Source organism: Pseudomonas sp. IT-P4, from assembly GCF_949767755.1.
In the GTDB taxonomy this organism is placed as follows: Bacteria; Pseudomonadota; Gammaproteobacteria; order Pseudomonadales; family Pseudomonadaceae; genus Aquipseudomonas; species Aquipseudomonas monachiensis.
Window position 1 is genome coordinate 263,313 of record NZ_CATKPX010000034.1, and the last position, 15,520, is coordinate 278,832.

At 60.4% G+C, this 15,520-nt stretch carries 18 protein-coding genes; 3 read left to right on the forward strand and 15 right to left on the reverse strand.

The window, feature by feature from the left end:
- Window positions 1-89: 89 nt before the first annotated feature.
- From ACM6IT_RS14560 to ubiE, 9 genes are all read right to left on the reverse strand, one after another.
- Window positions 90-797, reverse strand: coding sequence for a 16S rRNA (uracil(1498)-N(3))-methyltransferase (locus ACM6IT_RS14560; RefSeq protein WP_414914165.1), 708 nt, complete (start codon window positions 795-797; stop codon window positions 90-92).
- Window positions 794-1,588 (reverse strand): twin-arginine translocase subunit TatC, encoded by a 795-nt coding sequence (gene tatC / locus ACM6IT_RS14565; protein ID WP_414918232.1) that lies wholly within the window; start codon window positions 1,586-1,588, stop codon window positions 794-796. Before tatC ends, ACM6IT_RS14560 begins: the two co-directional genes overlap by 4 nt.
- Window positions 1,585-2,037 carry a Sec-independent protein translocase protein TatB gene (gene tatB, locus ACM6IT_RS14570; RefSeq protein ID WP_082562979.1) on the reverse strand — a complete coding sequence of 151 codons (453 nt, stop codon included), beginning with the start codon at window positions 2,035-2,037 and terminating at the stop codon, window positions 1,585-1,587. The genes tatC and tatB overlap by 4 nt, the downstream gene beginning before the upstream one ends.
- Window positions 2,038-2,047: 10 nt before the next feature.
- Window positions 2,048-2,320, reverse strand: a complete 273-nt coding sequence (locus tag ACM6IT_RS14575; protein ID WP_007989280.1) for a twin-arginine translocase TatA/TatE family subunit — start codon at window positions 2,318-2,320, stop codon at window positions 2,048-2,050.
- A gap of 25 nt (window positions 2,321-2,345) precedes the next feature.
- A complete protein-coding gene (locus ACM6IT_RS14580) occupies window positions 2,346-2,678 on the reverse strand; it encodes a phosphoribosyl-ATP diphosphatase (RefSeq protein ID WP_056725734.1) in 333 nt (110 codons plus the stop codon).
- Entirely contained in the window at window positions 2,671-3,072 is a 402-nt protein-coding gene (hisI, locus tag ACM6IT_RS14585) for a phosphoribosyl-AMP cyclohydrolase (protein ID WP_007975565.1), read from the reverse strand. The genes ACM6IT_RS14580 and hisI overlap by 8 nt, the downstream gene beginning before the upstream one ends.
- Window positions 3,073-3,153: 81 nt before the next feature.
- Window positions 3,154-4,758 carry a ubiquinone biosynthesis regulatory protein kinase UbiB gene (ubiB, locus tag ACM6IT_RS14590; RefSeq protein ID WP_056725732.1) on the reverse strand — a complete coding sequence of 535 codons (1,605 nt, stop codon included), beginning with the start codon at window positions 4,756-4,758 and terminating at the stop codon, window positions 3,154-3,156.
- Entirely contained in the window at window positions 4,755-5,378 is a 624-nt protein-coding gene (locus tag ACM6IT_RS14595; RefSeq protein WP_150717341.1) for an SCP2 domain-containing protein, read from the reverse strand. The genes ubiB and ACM6IT_RS14595 overlap by 4 nt, the downstream gene beginning before the upstream one ends.
- Window positions 5,378-6,148 carry a bifunctional demethylmenaquinone methyltransferase/2-methoxy-6-polyprenyl-1,4-benzoquinol methylase UbiE gene (ubiE, locus tag ACM6IT_RS14600; RefSeq protein WP_007989286.1) on the reverse strand — a complete coding sequence of 257 codons (771 nt, stop codon included), beginning with the start codon at window positions 6,146-6,148 and terminating at the stop codon, window positions 5,378-5,380. Before ubiE ends, ACM6IT_RS14595 begins: the two co-directional genes overlap by 1 nt.
- 155 nt (window positions 6,149-6,303) lie before the next feature.
- Here ubiE and ACM6IT_RS14605 point away from each other — a divergent pair, with 155 nt between their 5' ends.
- The 3 genes from ACM6IT_RS14605 (at window position 6,304) to ACM6IT_RS14615 (ending at window position 8,079) form a co-directional block, all read left to right on the forward strand.
- Window positions 6,304-6,579 (forward strand): polyhydroxyalkanoic acid system family protein, encoded by a 276-nt coding sequence (locus ACM6IT_RS14605; protein WP_150811973.1) that lies wholly within the window; start codon window positions 6,304-6,306, stop codon window positions 6,577-6,579.
- A 206-nt stretch (window positions 6,580-6,785) separates the two neighbouring features.
- Window positions 6,786-7,208 carry a phasin family protein gene (locus ACM6IT_RS14610; RefSeq protein ID WP_056725728.1) on the forward strand — a complete coding sequence of 141 codons (423 nt, stop codon included), beginning with the start codon at window positions 6,786-6,788 and terminating at the stop codon, window positions 7,206-7,208.
- A gap of 10 nt (window positions 7,209-7,218) precedes the next feature.
- On the forward strand, window positions 7,219-8,079 hold the full coding sequence (locus ACM6IT_RS14615; protein ID WP_056725726.1) for a phasin family protein: 861 nt from the start codon (window positions 7,219-7,221) through the stop codon (window positions 8,077-8,079).
- A gap of 132 nt (window positions 8,080-8,211) precedes the next feature.
- Here the strand turns inward: ACM6IT_RS14615 and ACM6IT_RS14620 are convergent, their stop codons facing one another.
- From ACM6IT_RS14620 to hslU, 6 genes are all read right to left on the reverse strand, one after another.
- On the reverse strand, window positions 8,212-8,829 hold the full coding sequence (locus tag ACM6IT_RS14620) for a TetR/AcrR family transcriptional regulator (protein WP_223541769.1): 618 nt from the start codon (window positions 8,827-8,829) through the stop codon (window positions 8,212-8,214).
- A gap of 59 nt (window positions 8,830-8,888) precedes the next feature.
- Window positions 8,889-10,571, reverse strand: a complete 1,683-nt coding sequence (phaC, locus tag ACM6IT_RS14625) for a class II poly(R)-hydroxyalkanoic acid synthase (RefSeq protein WP_414918233.1) — start codon at window positions 10,569-10,571, stop codon at window positions 8,889-8,891.
- Between the two features lie 116 nt (window positions 10,572-10,687).
- Complete coding sequence (gene phaZ / locus ACM6IT_RS14630; protein WP_056725721.1) at window positions 10,688-11,542, reverse strand: poly(3-hydroxyalkanoate) depolymerase; 855 nt, start codon at window positions 11,540-11,542, stop codon at window positions 10,688-10,690.
- A gap of 155 nt (window positions 11,543-11,697) precedes the next feature.
- Window positions 11,698-13,377 (reverse strand): class II poly(R)-hydroxyalkanoic acid synthase, encoded by a 1,680-nt coding sequence (phaC, locus tag ACM6IT_RS14635; protein WP_056725720.1) that lies wholly within the window; start codon window positions 13,375-13,377, stop codon window positions 11,698-11,700.
- Window positions 13,378-13,636: 259 nt separating this feature from the next.
- The gene (locus tag ACM6IT_RS14640) at window positions 13,637-14,014 is read right to left on the reverse strand and encodes a gamma-butyrobetaine hydroxylase-like domain-containing protein (protein ID WP_414914167.1); all 378 of its coding nucleotides are present in this window, start codon (window positions 14,012-14,014) and stop codon (window positions 13,637-13,639) included.
- A gap of 143 nt (window positions 14,015-14,157) precedes the next feature.
- Window positions 14,158-15,495: an HslU--HslV peptidase ATPase subunit gene (gene hslU / locus ACM6IT_RS14645; protein ID WP_056725716.1), complete on the reverse strand. Its 1,338-nt coding sequence runs from the start codon at window positions 15,493-15,495 to the stop codon at window positions 14,158-14,160.
- Window positions 15,496-15,520 lie beyond the last annotated feature (25 nt).

Here is a 15,520-nt window from a genome sequence, read left to right on the forward strand (position 1 = left end):
TTATGGGGGGTGTATCGGCAGGAGGGCGCGGTTCTGTAGGTGTCGCCCGATGTATGGGCGGATGATGACCTGTGGGATTGTGTTCGGGATTAGAAAAGGCGTGCCAGCAACGCGGTTACGGCGGTTTCGACGCGCAGGATGCGTTCGCCCAGTTGCACCGGTTGCAGGCCGGACTTGCCCAGCAGGTCGATCTCGTAGGGAATCCAGCCACCCTCGGGGCCGATAGCCAGGGTCACCGGTTCGCTGAGGGCGCGAGGGCAAGGCGGGTAATTGCCCGGATGACCCACCAGGCCGAGGGTGCCTTCAGTGATCGCGGGCAGACGGTCTTCGACGAAGGGCTTGAAGCGCTTCTCGATCACGACTTGCGGCAGTACGCTGTCCCGGGCCTGTTCGAGGCCGAGGATCAGCTGCTCGCGAATCGCCTCGGGCTCCAGGAACGGGGTCTGCCAGAAGCTCTTCTCGACGCGATAGCTGTTGACCAGCACGATACGCGGCACACCCATGGCCGCCACGGTCTGAAACACCCTACGCAGCATCTTGGGTCGTGGCAGGGCCAATACCAGGGTCAATGGCAGCTTGGCCGGTGGGGGCTGGTCGAGGGTGACGCGCAATTGCGCTTCGTCGGCGCCCAGGCGCAGCACTTCAGCCGAGCCCATCAGCCCGCCGATCCGCCCGACGCGCATGCTGTCGCCCACTTCACAGCGGTGGACTTCCTGCATGTGGGTCAACCGGCGATCACGCAGGACCACGCGGTCGGCCGCAATGAAATCGGCCTCTTCGAGGAGCAGCAGGTTCACGCTTGAGTCGCTGGCGGCTGGTCGTTGTGATCGTCAACCGGCTGGTCGTCCGGATGCTCGCCACGCTTGCTGATCAGACTGCCAAACAGGATGCCGATCTCGAACAACAGCCACATCGGCACGGCCAGCAGGGTCTGCGAGAAGATGTCCGGTGGCGTCAGGATCATGCCGACCACGAAGCAGCCGATGATCACGTACGGGCGGATCTTCTTCAGGTACTTGACGTCGACCACGCCGATCCACACCAGCAGCACCACGGCCACCGGAATTTCGAACGCCACGCCAAAGGCGAAGAACAGCGTCATGACGAAATCGAGGTAGCTGGTGATGTCGGTCATCATTTCCACGCCGGCCGGGGTGGCGGAGGCGAAGAACTTGAAGATCAGCGGGAACACCAGGAAATAGGCGAACGCCATGCCGGCGTAGAACAGAAAGATGCTGGAGACCAGCAAGGGCACGGCGATGCGCTTTTCATGCTTGTACAGGCCTGGGGCGATGAAACCCCAGATCTGGTGCAGGATCACCGGGATGGCCAGGAACAGCGAGACCATCATTGTCAGCTTCAGTGGCGTCAGGAACGGCGACGACACGTCAGTGGCAATCATCGTCGCGCCAGCGGGCAGGTACGCGCGCAGCGGCGTGGAGACGAAGGTGTAGATCTGCTGGGTAAAGGCGAACAGCCCGGCAAAGATGATGAAGATCGCCGCTACGCAGCGCAGCAGACGGGTACGCAACTCGGTGAGGTGCGAAACCAGCGGCATGTGCTGGTCGTTTTCAGGAAGATCGCTCATGGGGCTCGCGGCGGCAGTGTTGGGTCATGAGGGGCCGGCGCAACGGGCGCAGCCGCAGGTGTAACGGGTTCAACCGCAGTGGCTGCAACAACAGGCGCAGGTTCGACAGGCGCGACAACGGGAGCGGGTGTCGGGTCGACGGCAGCGGCAGGCGCATGAATCGTCTGCGCGCCCACGTGCTCCACCGGCGTCGGCTCCTGCTGGGTCGGCGTGAAGATTTTCCGCGCCTCCTGCTCAAGCGACAGGATGTGCTCGTTGTGCAGTTGCCGACGGATTTCGTCGGCACCGATTTCACGTTCAACTTCCTGTTTGATTGCGTTGAAGCTGCGCTTCAGGCGCCCGACCCACAGGCCAGCGGTGCGCGCAGCGCCCGGCAAGCGCTCGGGACCCAGCACCAGCAGGGCGACGAGGCCGACGAGCAGCAGTTCAGAGAAGCTGATACCAAACATTAGTCAGTGCTCACACGTCTTTGCGGATCGGCTCTTCGACTTTCTGTGCCTGCACGTCGATGGTGTGCGGCTGATTTACAGAGGCCTGAGGCTGTACCGGTGGAACCGGTTGGGCCGGGGTCGCATTTGGATCGGCCGGTTTTTCGTCATCGTTCATGGCTTTCTTGAAGCCCTTGATCGACTCGCCGACGTCGGTGCCAAGGTTTTTCAGTTTCTTGGTGCCGAACACCAGTACCACGACCACCAGGATGACGATCCAGTGTTTCCAGTCAAAAATGCCCATGCTGCTGCTCCTCTCTAATAGTTATTCAGGCGGACGGGCGCGAGGCTTTCTCGGCGTGTCCGGAGAGACCGAAACGACGGTCCAGTTCATCGAGTACAGCCTGTGGATGCTGCCCCAGTTGGGCGAGCATGACCATACTGTGGAACCACAGATCGGCGGTTTCGTAGATCACATCGCTGCAGTCGCCGCTGACGGCGGCGTCCTTGGCGGCGATGATGGTTTCGACCGACTCTTCGCCGACTTTTTCCAGAATCTTGTTCAAGCCCTTGTGGTACAGGCTGGCGACGTATGAGCTGTCGGCAGCGGCGCCTTTGCGCTCTTCCAGTACCTCGGCCAGACGGTTCAGCGTGTCACTCATGTTTGTGCCCTGCGCAATAGATGGCGTGCGGATCTTTCAGGACCGGGTCGACGGTTGTCCAGTCGCCGTTCTCATAGACGCGGTAGAAGCAGCTCTGGCGGCCGGTATGGCAGGCGATGTCGCCGATCTGCTCGACCATCAGGATGATCACGTCGGCGTCGCAGTCCAGGCGCATCTCGTGCAGGGTTTGCACATGGCCGGACTCTTCGCCCTTGCGCCACAGCTTGCCACGCGAACGTGACCAGTAAATGGCGCGGTTCTCGGCAGCGGTCAGTTCCAGTGCTTCGCGGTTCATCCAGGCCATCATCAGGACGCGCCCGGTCTTGTGATCCTGGGCGATGGCCGGCACCAGGCCGTCAGCGTCCCACTTGATCTCGTCCAGCCAGTTTTTCATCTTCGACTCCGACAGCGGGCTCGACACTTCAATAGCCGAGCTCAGGCGTTCAAACAGTGTGCCAGTCGTTCACACAACTGGCTATCGGCGCACGACCAGATACAAACCGACCGCCATCATGATTCCCGCCGGCCAATAGGCCAACTGGTTCAGCGGACCGCCCGCGGCAAGGACGGCGCCACCGGCCAGGTGGGCCGTACCGAGCAGGCGCAGGAACCAGTCGTCTCGGCGTCGGTGCCACGAAGGCGGCGGGTTGAGGGCATGGGGTTGTGACATGCGTTCGAGCAGGTCGCGGGCCATGTTGGCCAGGTGCGGGATCTGTTCGAACTGGCTGTGCACATTGCCGAGCAGGGCTTTGGGGCTGACCCGCTCGCGCATCCAGCGTTCGAGGAACGGCTGCGCGGTGTTCCACAGATCGAGGTCCGGGTACAGCTGGCGGCCCAGGCCTTCGATGTTCAGCAGGGTTTTTTGCAGCAGGACCAATTGTGGCTGCACTTCCATGTTGAAGCGGCGCGCAGTCTGGAACAGGCGCATCAGCACCTGGCCGAAGGAAATATCTTTTAACGGTTTTTCGAAGATCGGCTCGCACACGGTACGGATCGCTGCTTCGAACTCGTTGAGTTTGGTTTCCGCCGGCACCCAGCCCGAATCAATGTGCAACTGCGCCACGCGACGGTAATCGCGCTTGAAGAAGGCGAACAGGTTGCGCGCCAGGTAATCCTGGTCTTCCGGGGTCAGGCTGCCGACGATGCCGCAGTCGATGGCAATATACTGCGGGCTCCACGGATTCACGGTGCTGACGAAAATGTTGCCAGGGTGCATGTCGGCGTGGAAGAAGCTGTCGCGGAACACCTGGGTGAAGAAAATCTCCACGCCACGTTCGGCGAGCATTTTCATGTCGGTGCGCTGGTCGGCAAGAGTCGCCAGATCGGTGACCTGAATGCCGTAGATGCGTTCCATCACCAGCACTTTCGGCCGGCACCAGTCCCAATAGACTTGCGGCACGTACAGCAGCGGCGAGCCTTCGAAATTGCGCTTCAACTGGCTGGCATTGGCCGCCTCGCGCAATAGGTCGAGTTCGTCGTAGATGGTTTTTTCGTAGTCGCTGACCACGTCCACCGGGTGCAGCAGGCGCGCATCGGCCGAGAGTTTTTCGGCGGCGCGGGCGAGGATGAACAGCCACGCCAGGTCCTGGGCGATCACCGGCTTGAGGCCTGGGCGGATCACCTTGACCACGACTTCTTCACCGGTTTTCAGTTGCGCGGCATGCACCTGCGCCACCGAGGCCGAGGCCAGCGGTTCGACGTCGAAACGGCTGAACACTTCGCTGATTTTCTTGCCCAGCTGTTCTTCGATCAGCTTGACCGACACTTGCGAGTCGAACGGCGGCACCCGGTCCTGCAACTTCATCAGCTCATCGGCGATGTCTTCGGGCAGCAGGTCGCGGCGGGTGGACAGGATCTGTCCGAACTTGATGAAGATCGGCCCCAGGTCCTGTAATGCCAGGCGCAAGCGCGCGCCACGGCTCAGGTCCAGGGTCTTGCGTGGGAACCAGCGCCACGGCAAGGCATAACGCAGTGCCCGCAAGAACCAGGGCAGTGGCAGGGCGAACAGCAGGTCATCGAGGCGGTAACGGATCACGACGCGCTGGATGCGCAACAAACGGCGGACGGCAAGCAGCTTCATGCGTTATCGCTTGGGTCGAGGGATCGGGAAAGGCGCTCGAAACGCGCCTCGAGACGTTCCAGATCGAGCTTGATCTGGTCCAGTTCACTGAATCGGGCTTCGGCCTCGCGCTGACCGACGAGGGTGCGCGATTCTTCGGCCAGGTATTCGCCCAGGTTCTGGCCCAGGCTGGCAAAGCCTTGTTGATACCAGCGGGCGCGGCTGCGCAGGTGACCGCCGACCAGCTGCGTGGCTACCGGGCCGAGCCAGCGCGACAGCTCGTACTCCCAGTCCAGCTCCAGGTCCTGAAGGATCGCCGCCAGCTCCAGCAGCACGCCGCTGTCGCCGTCGAGTTCGACTTCAGGGGCGTGCAGAACGGAAGTCTTGTCCTTGCTCATGGCCAGTTTCAACAGGCTCGAGGCCGGTGCACGCAAGGTGCAATCGGCGCCGGTTTCCCACTGGGAGGCGAGCATCAGGCCTTCGTCGCTGGGCAGGATGAACAGTTGCAGCGCCGGGCTGCGGCAATCGACGGCAATCACTTTGCCGGTCAAGTGCGCCAGCCGCGGCAGCGCCGTGCTGTCGAGACGCAGCACCCGGTTCAGGCCGAGTTCAACGCTGGCGAGCAGGCCGGCGAGCAGCATCAGGGCTTGATGCCGCGGTGCAGGGCAACGATGCCTGCGGTCATGTTGTGATAGGTCACGCGATCGAAACCGGCCTCGACCATCATCGACTTCAGGGTTTCCTGGTTCGGGTGCATGCGGATCGATTCGGCCAGGTAGCGATAGCTTTCCGAATCGTTGGTGATCAGCTTGCCCATCAGCGGCATGAAGGCGAACGAGTAGGCGTCGTAGGCCTTGGACATCAGCGCGTTGGTCGGCTTGGAGAACTCCAGAACCAGCAAACGGCCGCCGGGCTTGAGCACGCGCAGCATCGAGCGCAGGGCATCTTCCTTGTGGGTCACGTTACGCAGGCCGAAGGCGATGGTCACGCAGTCGAAATGGTTGTCCGGGAACGGCAGTTTTTCCGCGTCGGCCTGGACGAATTCGACGTTGCCGGCCACACCGAGGTCCAGCAGGCGGTCACGACCGACCTTGAGCATGGATTCGTTGATGTCGGCCAACACGACCTGGCCGGTCGGGCCTACCAGGTGCGAGAACTTGCGGGTCAGATCGCCGGTACCGCCGGCGATGTCCAGCACGCGGTTACCGGTGCGCACGCCCGACAATTCGATCGCAAAACGCTTCCACAGGCGGTGCATGCCACCCGACAGAAGGTCGTTCATCAGGTCGTACTTGGCGGCTACCGAGTGGAAAACCTCAGCGACTTTTTCCGCTTTCTGGCTTTCCGGAACGTTTTTGAAGCCGAAGTGAGTGGTGGGTTCGGCATCGCTGCCTTTGCGCTGATCAGTCATATCGCTGTCACCAAAAGAGAATGCGCGACATTCTAATCCCCAAGGCATGCTTTGTCTTGGCAAGGCTGAAGGTAAGATGGGCAACCATCGGGACGTTTTGACGCAGCAGAGGTCAAGATGCCTCGGGAAAGCATCCATAAAGCAGGAGTCATTCGATGGCCCGTATTAGTGTTGAACGTGCCCATGGCCTGGGTAAGGAAGCGGCTCGCGAAAAGGCCGACAAGCTGGCGCAGAAACTTTCCGACCAGTATGGCCTGGAGCCGCAGTGGTCCGGCGACACCCTGAACCTCAAGCGCTCGGGTGTGAAGGGCGCGGTGCATGTCAGTGAAGACTCGATCAAGGTCGACGTGGAACTGGGCCTGATGATGTCGGCCATGAGCGGCATGATCAAAGCGGAAATCGAAAAGGCGCTGGATAAAGCGTTGGCGTAACACGAAAAAGATCGCAGCCTTCGGCAGCTCCTACATTGGTACGGCATAAGTCTGTAGGAGCTGCCGAAGGCTGCGATCTTTTCCTGAAGGCACCACCGATTTATGTCAGTTGTTAGGGTGCCGTTTCTAATTTTTCTCCCTACTTTGTGCCCAAGCCCGACAATTTCGCGGGCAGTTCCTCAAACCTTCTGCGCGTGAGGTGCACCATGGCCAAAGTTATTTTGAAGAAAAAAATCGACCCGTCGACTGGCACGCTGGGCGACGTCAAATCCTATGCCCGCAAGATCTGGCTGGCAGGCCTGGGTGCCTACGCCAAGGTCGGCCAAGAGGGCAGCGAGTACTTTCAAGAGCTGATCAAGGCTGGTCAGGTTGTTGAAAAGAAAGGCAAAAAGGTAGTTGCCGAGAAACTTGAAGCGGCCAATGCCGAGATCGATGAAGCCAAGAGTGAAGTCAGCACTTTCAAAGGCCGTGTCGAAGTTCAACTCGACAAGGTCGAGAAGGCGTTCGACACGCGTGTCGCAAGTGCCTTGAATCGTATCGGTATTCCGTCTAAACATGACGTTGAGACACTCTCTGCTAAGCTCGATGAGCTGACGGCATTGCTCGAACGTGTCGCGCGTAAATCTTAAGGAGAACGGGATGGCTGTTAAAAAGAAAACCGAAAAAGAAGGCAGCTCGTGGATCGGGAAGGTTGAAGATTACTCCCGAAAAATCTGGCTGGCTGGTTTAGGCGTGTACTCGAAGATCGACACTGACGGCAGCAAACTCTTCGATGCATTGGTTAAAGACGGCGAGAAAGCCGAGAAGCTCACCAAGAGCGCTGTTGGCAAGACTGTCGACGCCGCCAAGGACTCCGCTTCTTCGGCCAAATCGCGTATCAGCGGCGTGAAAGATCGCGCACTGGGCAAGTGGGATGAGCTGGAAGGTGCTTTCGACAAGCGTCTGAACAGCGCCATTTCGCGTCTGGGCGTACCGAGCCGCAACGAAGTCAAGGCACTGCACAGCAAGGTCGAAACACTGACCAAGCAAATCGAAAAACTGACCGGTGCCAAGGTTGCGCCTGTTGCGGCGAAAACCGCGGCAGCCAAGCCTGCTGCCAAACCGGCCGCCAAAACCGCAGCCAAGCCACTGGCAAAAGCAGCGGCCAAACCTGCTGCCAAGCCTGCGGCTAAAACTGCAGCCGCCAAACCGGCCGCAGCCAAACCAGCGGCCAAGCCGGTTGCCGCAAAAGCCGCCGCTAAACCTGCGGCTAAACCGGCCGCCAAGCCTGCAGCGAAAACTGCAGCGGCCAAGCCAGCAGCCAAACCCGCTGCAGCGAAAAAACCAGCGGTGAAAAAGCCGGCAGCTCCAAAAGCCGCCGCGCCAAAACCAGCAGTGGCAGCTGCCAAACCGGCAACGCCGGCAGCTCCGGTCAGCGCATCGAACTCCGCGACCGCACCGACCCCTGCTGTCACCCCGACTGTCGCGCCAGCTCCAACGACGCCAACCAGTCAGTCCTGATTTTCAGGGCTCAAGAAAACGCCCGACCTGTGAAGGCCGGGCGTTTTTGTTTGCGTATAGAAAAAGATCGCAGCCTTCGGCAGCTCCTACAGGGCAATCGTAGGAGCTGCCGAAGGCTGCGATCTTTTGATCTTAATGGTCTTCCAGATACTCCATCGCCATCTGTTCGGTTGCAGCCTTCATCGACGGCAGCAGGTGCGGCGCCACCAGCATCATGATCTGGTAAACCACCAATCGCACCTCGCCCTGACGATCCAGGATCCGCTGGTAATCCAGTGAGAACAGCAGCGTCATGGTGATCTGTTCCACCAGTTGCCCCAGTGCCTGGGTATCGCTGACCAGCAGTCCTTGCGCCTGCAACCGCGCCAGCAGCGACGCCAGTGTGCGCTTGAGTGCATTGAGCAGATTGCGAATGCCCTTGGCCAGTTTCGGCAGGCGCCCGGCGAGGTTCGACAGGTCCTGGAACAGGAACCGGTAGTGGGACAGGCGCTCGACGATCAGGTGCAGGAACAGCCAGTATTCTTCGGGTGCCAGTTCGGCATCGGCCGGTGGATCGAGCAAGGGCGCCAGTTCTCCCTGGAAGCGCTCGAACAGCCCGAGAATCAGCGGTTCCTTACCGTGGAAGTGGTAGTAGAGGTTGCCCGGGCTGATGCCCATTTCATTGGCAACTTCCATGGTGGAGACATTCGGTTCGCCCTTTTGATTGAACAACTGCAGAGCACATTCGAGAATCCGGTCGCGGGTTTTCATCCAGTCTTCTTAATGATCGGGTCTTGCCACGGCCGACAGCGGCCGTGGCTCGTTGAACGTCAGCGCACGCGCACGTAAGTACCGGGTGCCGCCTCCATCGGTGGATAGTTCTGGTTGCCGAGGGCCATGTGGGTTTCCTTCTGCGCGCCGGAGCGTTCCTGAATCCAGCTCAGCCACAGGGCCCACCAACTGCCGTCGACACGCTTGGCGTCGTAGTACCAGGCACGGGGGTCGCTGCTCAGTTTGCCGTTCTCGACGTAGTTGGCTTTCGGGTTGCTCGGCGGGTTGAGGATGCTCTGCACATGACCACTGTTGGACAGCACGAAGCGGCGCTCGCCACCGAGCAACAGCGTCGAGCGATACACCGCGTCCCACGGCGTGATGTGATCGTTGATGCCGGCGACGCTGAAGCTGTCGACGGTGACCTTCTGCAAGTCGATCGGTGTGCCACACACTTCCAGGCCACCCGGGTGAGTCAGCGGGTTGTGCTTGAAGAAGTCCAGCAGGTCGCCATGCAGGGCGGCCGGTAGACGCGTGTTGTCGTTGTTCCAGTAGAGGATGTCGAACGCCGGTGGCTCCTTGCCCAACAGGTAGTTGTTGACGAAGTAGCTCCAGATCAAATCGTTGGGGCGCATCCAGGCGAAGACCTTGGCCATGTCGCGGCCGTCCAGCACACCTTTCTGATAGGAACGGCGCTTGGCCGCTTCCAGGGTCTGTTCGTCGGCGAACAGCGTCGCGGGGCTATCCATCTGACTGTCGAGCAGGCTCACCAGGTAAGTCGCGCTGGACACCCTGCGCAGCTGCCGCTTGGCCTGCAAGTGACCCTGCAATGCGGCAATGGTCAGCCCGCCGGCGCAGGCGCCCATCAGGTTGACCTCCCGTGCGCCGGTGATCGCCCGGCAGACATTCATGGCTTCTTCCACGGCTTCCACGTAGGTCGAGAGCCCCCATTCGCGATGGCGCACATCCGGGTTGCGCCAGCTGATCATGAAGGTTTGCAGGCCGTTTTTCAGGGCGAACTGGACGAAGCTGTTGTGGGGGCTCAGGTCGAAAATGTAGTACTTGTTGATTTGCGGCGGCACCACCAGCAGGGGCTTGGAGTACTGCTTTTCGCTCATCGGCTTGTACTGGATCAACTCCAGCAGCTCGTTGCGAAACACCACGGCACCGGTGGTGGTGGCGACCGTCTTGCCAACCTCGAACGCTTGCTTGGTGACTTGCCGGGGCAGGCCATCGTTGTGCAGTAGATCGTCTACCAAATGGCTGATGCCGCGCACCAGGCTGTTGCCGCCGGAATTGAACAGCTCCTTGACCGCCAGTGGATTGAGCAGAGTGTTGGAGGGCGATACGGCGTCGTTGAGCAAGGCGAAAGCGAAGTGGGCGCGGGCACGGTCGTCCGGGCTCATGTCGCTCTCGTCGATCCAGCTCTTGACCTGTTTCTGCCAGCTCAGATAGGCCTGCAGGCTACGCCGATAAAACGGGTTGAGGCTCCACGCCGGATCGGTGAAGCGGGCGTCCTGCGGATTGGTCGGATGCAGGGTTTCGCCCAGCAGCACACGGCCAAGCTGACCGCCGAGTTTGAGGGCATGTCGGGCGCTGTGCACCGGATTGCGCAAGCCATGGGCGGCCACACTGCGCAGGGTCGACAGCAGATCCCGACCGCGCAGACCGGTAATCGCACTCTGTGCATTGATGAACGCGGCGGGAGTCGGTAAAGAATCCCTCGCTGGTTTCTCGCGCATGAGTCAACACTCCTTCGTCTTCAGGCCAAAAACAAACACACCGAACCAAAACACCATAGACGCTGTAACGGGTTGTTGCGCGGCGTGGCGTCCTGCCGACCGCTGATGCAGCGGTTTTAGCCGCCTAATGGCGCCGGACGCGGATGCATCACCGCGCGCTGGCGCTCCTCTTCCAGGAATTTCATGATGATCGGGGCCACCGCTTCAGCCCGGGTAATCAGGAACAGATGCCCGTCATCGATGATGTGCAACTGGGCGTTGGGAATCCGCCAGGCCAGCACGCGCATGTTGATCAGCGGGATCAGAGGGTCATCGTCGCCGGCCAGTACCAGGGTCGGCTGGCGGATCTTGTGCAGCCAGTGGATGCTGGTCCAGCCGAGGCCGGCAAACAGCTGCCAGTAGTAACCGAGCTTGCCCGCCGAACGCACCTTGGCCGCATGGCTCGCGGCCAGCGTCGGGTCGCGACGGAACGCACCACCGTAGATCATCGGTGCAATGCGGATCACGTGGGACGGCTGGATGTAGCGTCGCGGGCTGGCCATCATCCACAGCACTTTCGGTTTGCCCGGCACCATCACCGCACCCGCCGCCGTCGCGGCCAGCACGAGTTTCTTGCAGCGTTCCGGATAGTCGAAGGCGAACTGCTGGGCCAGTGCGCCCCCCCAGGACACGCCGATGACGTTGACTTGCCCATAGTCGAGATAGTCGAGCATGCGCGCCGTGAGTTTCGCCAGGCTCGGAAAACGATAAGGCCGGTTCGGTGTTGACGAACCGCCAACGCCGGGTACGTCGAAGGCGATGACTTCCAGGTCCGGGTCCAGTGCCGCGATGAACGGGAACACCAGCTCCAGGTTGGCGCCGATGCCGTTGAAAATCAGCAGGGGCGTCAAGTGAGGCTTGCCGGGGCGTACTGCCGTGCGGAGCGTCTGGCCATCCAGATCGACGGTACGGAATATGAAGGGTTGCGGCATGCTTCTGGCCCTGTGGGTCGCTTTTTCCAATTCATCCTCGCCCCCTGTGGGAGCGAGCTTGCTCGCGATAGCGGAGTGTCAGTCAGCGCATATGCCAAACCTGCCACCGTCATCGCGAGCAAGCTCGCTCCCACAGGGAAGTTGAGGTGTGTCAGTTACCGCTCGTGTACATAGGTGCCCGGTGCGGCTTCACCCGCTGGATAGGCCTTGTTGCCCAGTTTCAGCGGAGCTTTTTTCAGGTTGCCCGAACGCTGTGCTTGCCACGCCTGCCAGTGCAGCCACCAGGAGTCGGCGTGCTTGGTCGACTCTTCCTGCCAGTCATCAGCATTGGCGGGCATTTCGGTGCTGGTCATGTAGCGCGATTTCGGATTGCCCGGCGGGTTCAGAATGCTCTGGATGTGCCCGCTGCTGGACAGCACGAATTCAACGTTGCCGCCGAACAGTTGCGCCGACTTGTAGCAGGAACGCCACGGGGTAATGTGGTCGCTGGTGCCGGCCAGGGAGAAGATGTCGGCGGTGACCTTCTTCAGGTCGATCGGCGTTCCGCACACTTCCAGTGCATCGGCACGGGTCAACGGGTTACTTTTGAACATCTCGATCAGGTCGCCATGGAACGCGGCGGGCAACCGGGTGGTGTCGTTGTTCCAGAACAGGATGTCGAATACCGGCGGCTCGTTGCCCAGCAGGTAGTTGTTGACCCAGTAGTTCCAGATCAGGTCGTTGGGGCGCATCCAGGCGAAGACTTTCGCCATGTCGCGGCCTTCCAGCACACCGGCCTGGTACGACTGGCGCTTGGCGGCCTCGAGGGTTTGCTCGTCGACGAACAGGGCCACGTCGCTGTCCAGGGTGGTGTCGAGCACACTGACCAGCAGGGTCAGGGCGTTGACCTTGTTCTCGCCGATTGCCGCATAGTGGCCCAGTAGCGCGGTGCAGGTGATGCCACCGGAGCAGGCACCGAGCATGTTCACGTCTTTGCTGCCGGTGATGGCGGTGACCACATCAACCGCTTCCTTGAGCGCTTCGATGTAGGTCGACAGGCCCCACTCGCGCTGCTCCTTGGTCGGGTTGCGCCAGCTGACGATGAAGGTCTGCATGTTGTTGCGCAGGCAGAACCGCGCCAGGCTCTTTTCCGGGCTCAGGTCGAAAACGTAGAACTTGTTGATCTGTGGCGGTACCACCAGCAGTGGGCGTTCATGCACCTGCTCGGTGATCGGCTTGTACTGGATCAGCTCCAGCACGTCGTTGCGAAAGACCACCGCACCCTCGGTCACGCCAAGGGTCTTGCCGACCTCGAATGCGCCCATGTTGACCTGGCTCGGCATGCCGCCGTTATGCACCAGGTCCTTGGCCAGGTGCGAGAGGCCATCGAGCAGGCTCTTGCCACCGGTTTCGAAGAAGCGCTTGACCGCCGCCGGGTTGGCCGCCGTGTTGGTCGGGGCGAAGGCCTCGGTCATGAGGTTGATCACGAAGTGCCCGCGGCTGACGTCCTTGGCCGGCAGGTTACTGTCGTCGATCCAGTCGTGGAGTTCCTTGCGCCACGCCAGGTAGGTTTGCAGATAGCGTTTGTAGAGCGGGTTCTGGCTCCAGGCCGGATCCGCGAAACGACGGTCATCGCTGGTCGGTAGCAGCTCGGATTTACCGAGCAGCACGTTCTTGAGTTCAAGGCCGAAATGAGCGACATGCTTGGCGCTGTGAATCGGTTGCTTGATGGCCTGCCTGAGCACCATTCGAGCAGAAGCCAGTAGATCCTTTCCACGCAGTCCAACGACAGGATTCAGCCCCAAGGTGTTTTCCGAGGCTTGACTCTTCAAGTCATCGTTATTCTTGTTACTCATCTACGACGCTCCATTGTCCTGAGACGAGTACCGGGTCCTGCTGTGTAGTCACACAGCCAATGCCAGGTACTACTGCTCGGGGTGACCGTTAATACTGCATCGCTGCTTTTTTAATGCAGAGAGCACTGCAGGGAACTTGCCAGTTCCATTGGTTACCCGAGTTTAATTTTTTTCGCAAGCAGGCCAATCGGCGGCCCTGGAGCGGAGCATTCAAACAGATGAAATTAGAAAATGCCCTCTAAAGAGCAAGAGGCTCGGATTAGAGCATCAGCCTGACGACGGATTCGTTCGGATCGCGGGTTTTTCCGGCGGCTTTGAGCTCGGCCAGATAATCTTCCCAGAGTGCGTCATAACGTCGCCCCAACTCGTACAGATATTCCCAGGTGAACAAGCCGCTGTCGTGGCCGTCGTCGAAGGTCAGTTTCAGTGCGTACTGGCCGGCCGGTTCCAGCTTGGTCAGTCCTACGTTGATCTTGCCAAATTGCAGGATGGGTTTGCCATGGCCCTGGACCTCGGCGGAAGGAGAGTGCACGCGCAGGAACTCGGCGGGCAGGGTGTATTCCTCGCCGGACGCGTATTTGAGCGTCAGGGTTTTCGAGGCTTTGTGCAGCTTGATGTCGGTGGGGAGTTGGGTCATGGCTGGTCGTCCGTCTATGTGGAACGATCTGTAGGAGCTGCCGCAGGCTGCGATCATTTGGTCTTGCTTCAAAAACCAGATCAAAAGATCGCAGCCTGCGGCAGCTCCTACAAGTGTTTCGTTCTCACAGGAGAATAGGTGACCTACAGGATATAACGGGACAGGTCTTCGTTCTGCGCCAATTCGCCCAAGTGGCTGTTGACGTAGTCGGCGTCGATCTGGATCACCTTGCCGTCATGGACGCTGGCCAGGTCACCGGCGCTGAACGACACCTCTTCGAGCAGGCGCTCGAGCAGGGTGTGCAGGCGACGGGCACCGATGTTTTCGGTTTTCTCGTTGACCTGCCAGGCGATTTCCGCGATGCGCTTGATACCGCTCGGCTGGAACTCGATGCCCAGGCCTTCGGTTTTCAGCAGTGCGCAGTATTGCTCGGTGAGCGAGGCGTGAGGCTCGCTGAGGATGCGTTCGAAGTCCTCGGGGCTCAGGGCCTTGAGTTCGACACGGATCGGCAGGCGGCCTTGCAACTCGGGCACCAGGTCGCTCGGCTTGCTCAGGTGGAACGCACCGGAGGCAATGAACAGGATGTGGTCGGTCTTGACCATGCCCAGCTTGGTGTTGACGGTGCAGCCTTCGATCAGCGGCAGCAGGTCGCGCTGCACGCCTTCGCGGGACACATCGACGCCACCGGAATTGCCACGCTTGGCCACTTTGTCGATTTCGTCGATGAACACGATGCCGTGCTGTTCGACCGCTTCCAGGGCCTTGGCCTTCAATTCTTCATCGTTGACCAGGCGGCTGGCTTCTTCGTCGCGCACCAGCTTCAGCGCTTCCTTGACCTTGAGTTTGCGGGCTTTCTTCTTGCCCTTGCCCATGTTGGCAAACAGGCTTTGCAACTGGTTGGTCATTTCTTCCATGCCCGGTGGCGCGGAGATATCGACGCCGGCCATTTCGGCGACCTCGATTTCGATCTCCTTGTCATCCAGCTGACCTTCGCGCAGGCGTTTGCGGAACAGCTGGCGGGTATTGGAGTCGGCCGTCGGGGCGTCGTCGCTGCTGAAGCCCATGCGTGCCGGTGGCAGCAGGGCGTCGAGGATGCGCTCTTCGGCGGCGTCTTCGGCGCGGTGGCGAACCTTGACGATTTCCTGTTCGCGCAGCAGCTTGATCGCGGCATCGGCCAGGTCACGGATGATCGATTCGACGTCGCGGCCGACATAGCCGACTTCGGTGAACTTGGTTGCTTCGACCTTGATGAACGGCGCGTTGGCCAGTTTTGCCAGGCGACGGGCGATCTCGGTTTTACCGACACCGGTCGGGCCGATCATCAGGATGTTCTTTGGCGTTACTTCAACACGCAGCTCTTCAGGCAGCTGCATGCGGCGCCAGCGGTTGCGCAGGGCAATGGCGACGGCGCGCTTGGCATCGTCCTGGCCGATGATGTGGCGGTTGAGTTCGTGGACGATTTCACGGGGAGTCATGGACATAGTATTTAAAGGACCTCAAGCAAGA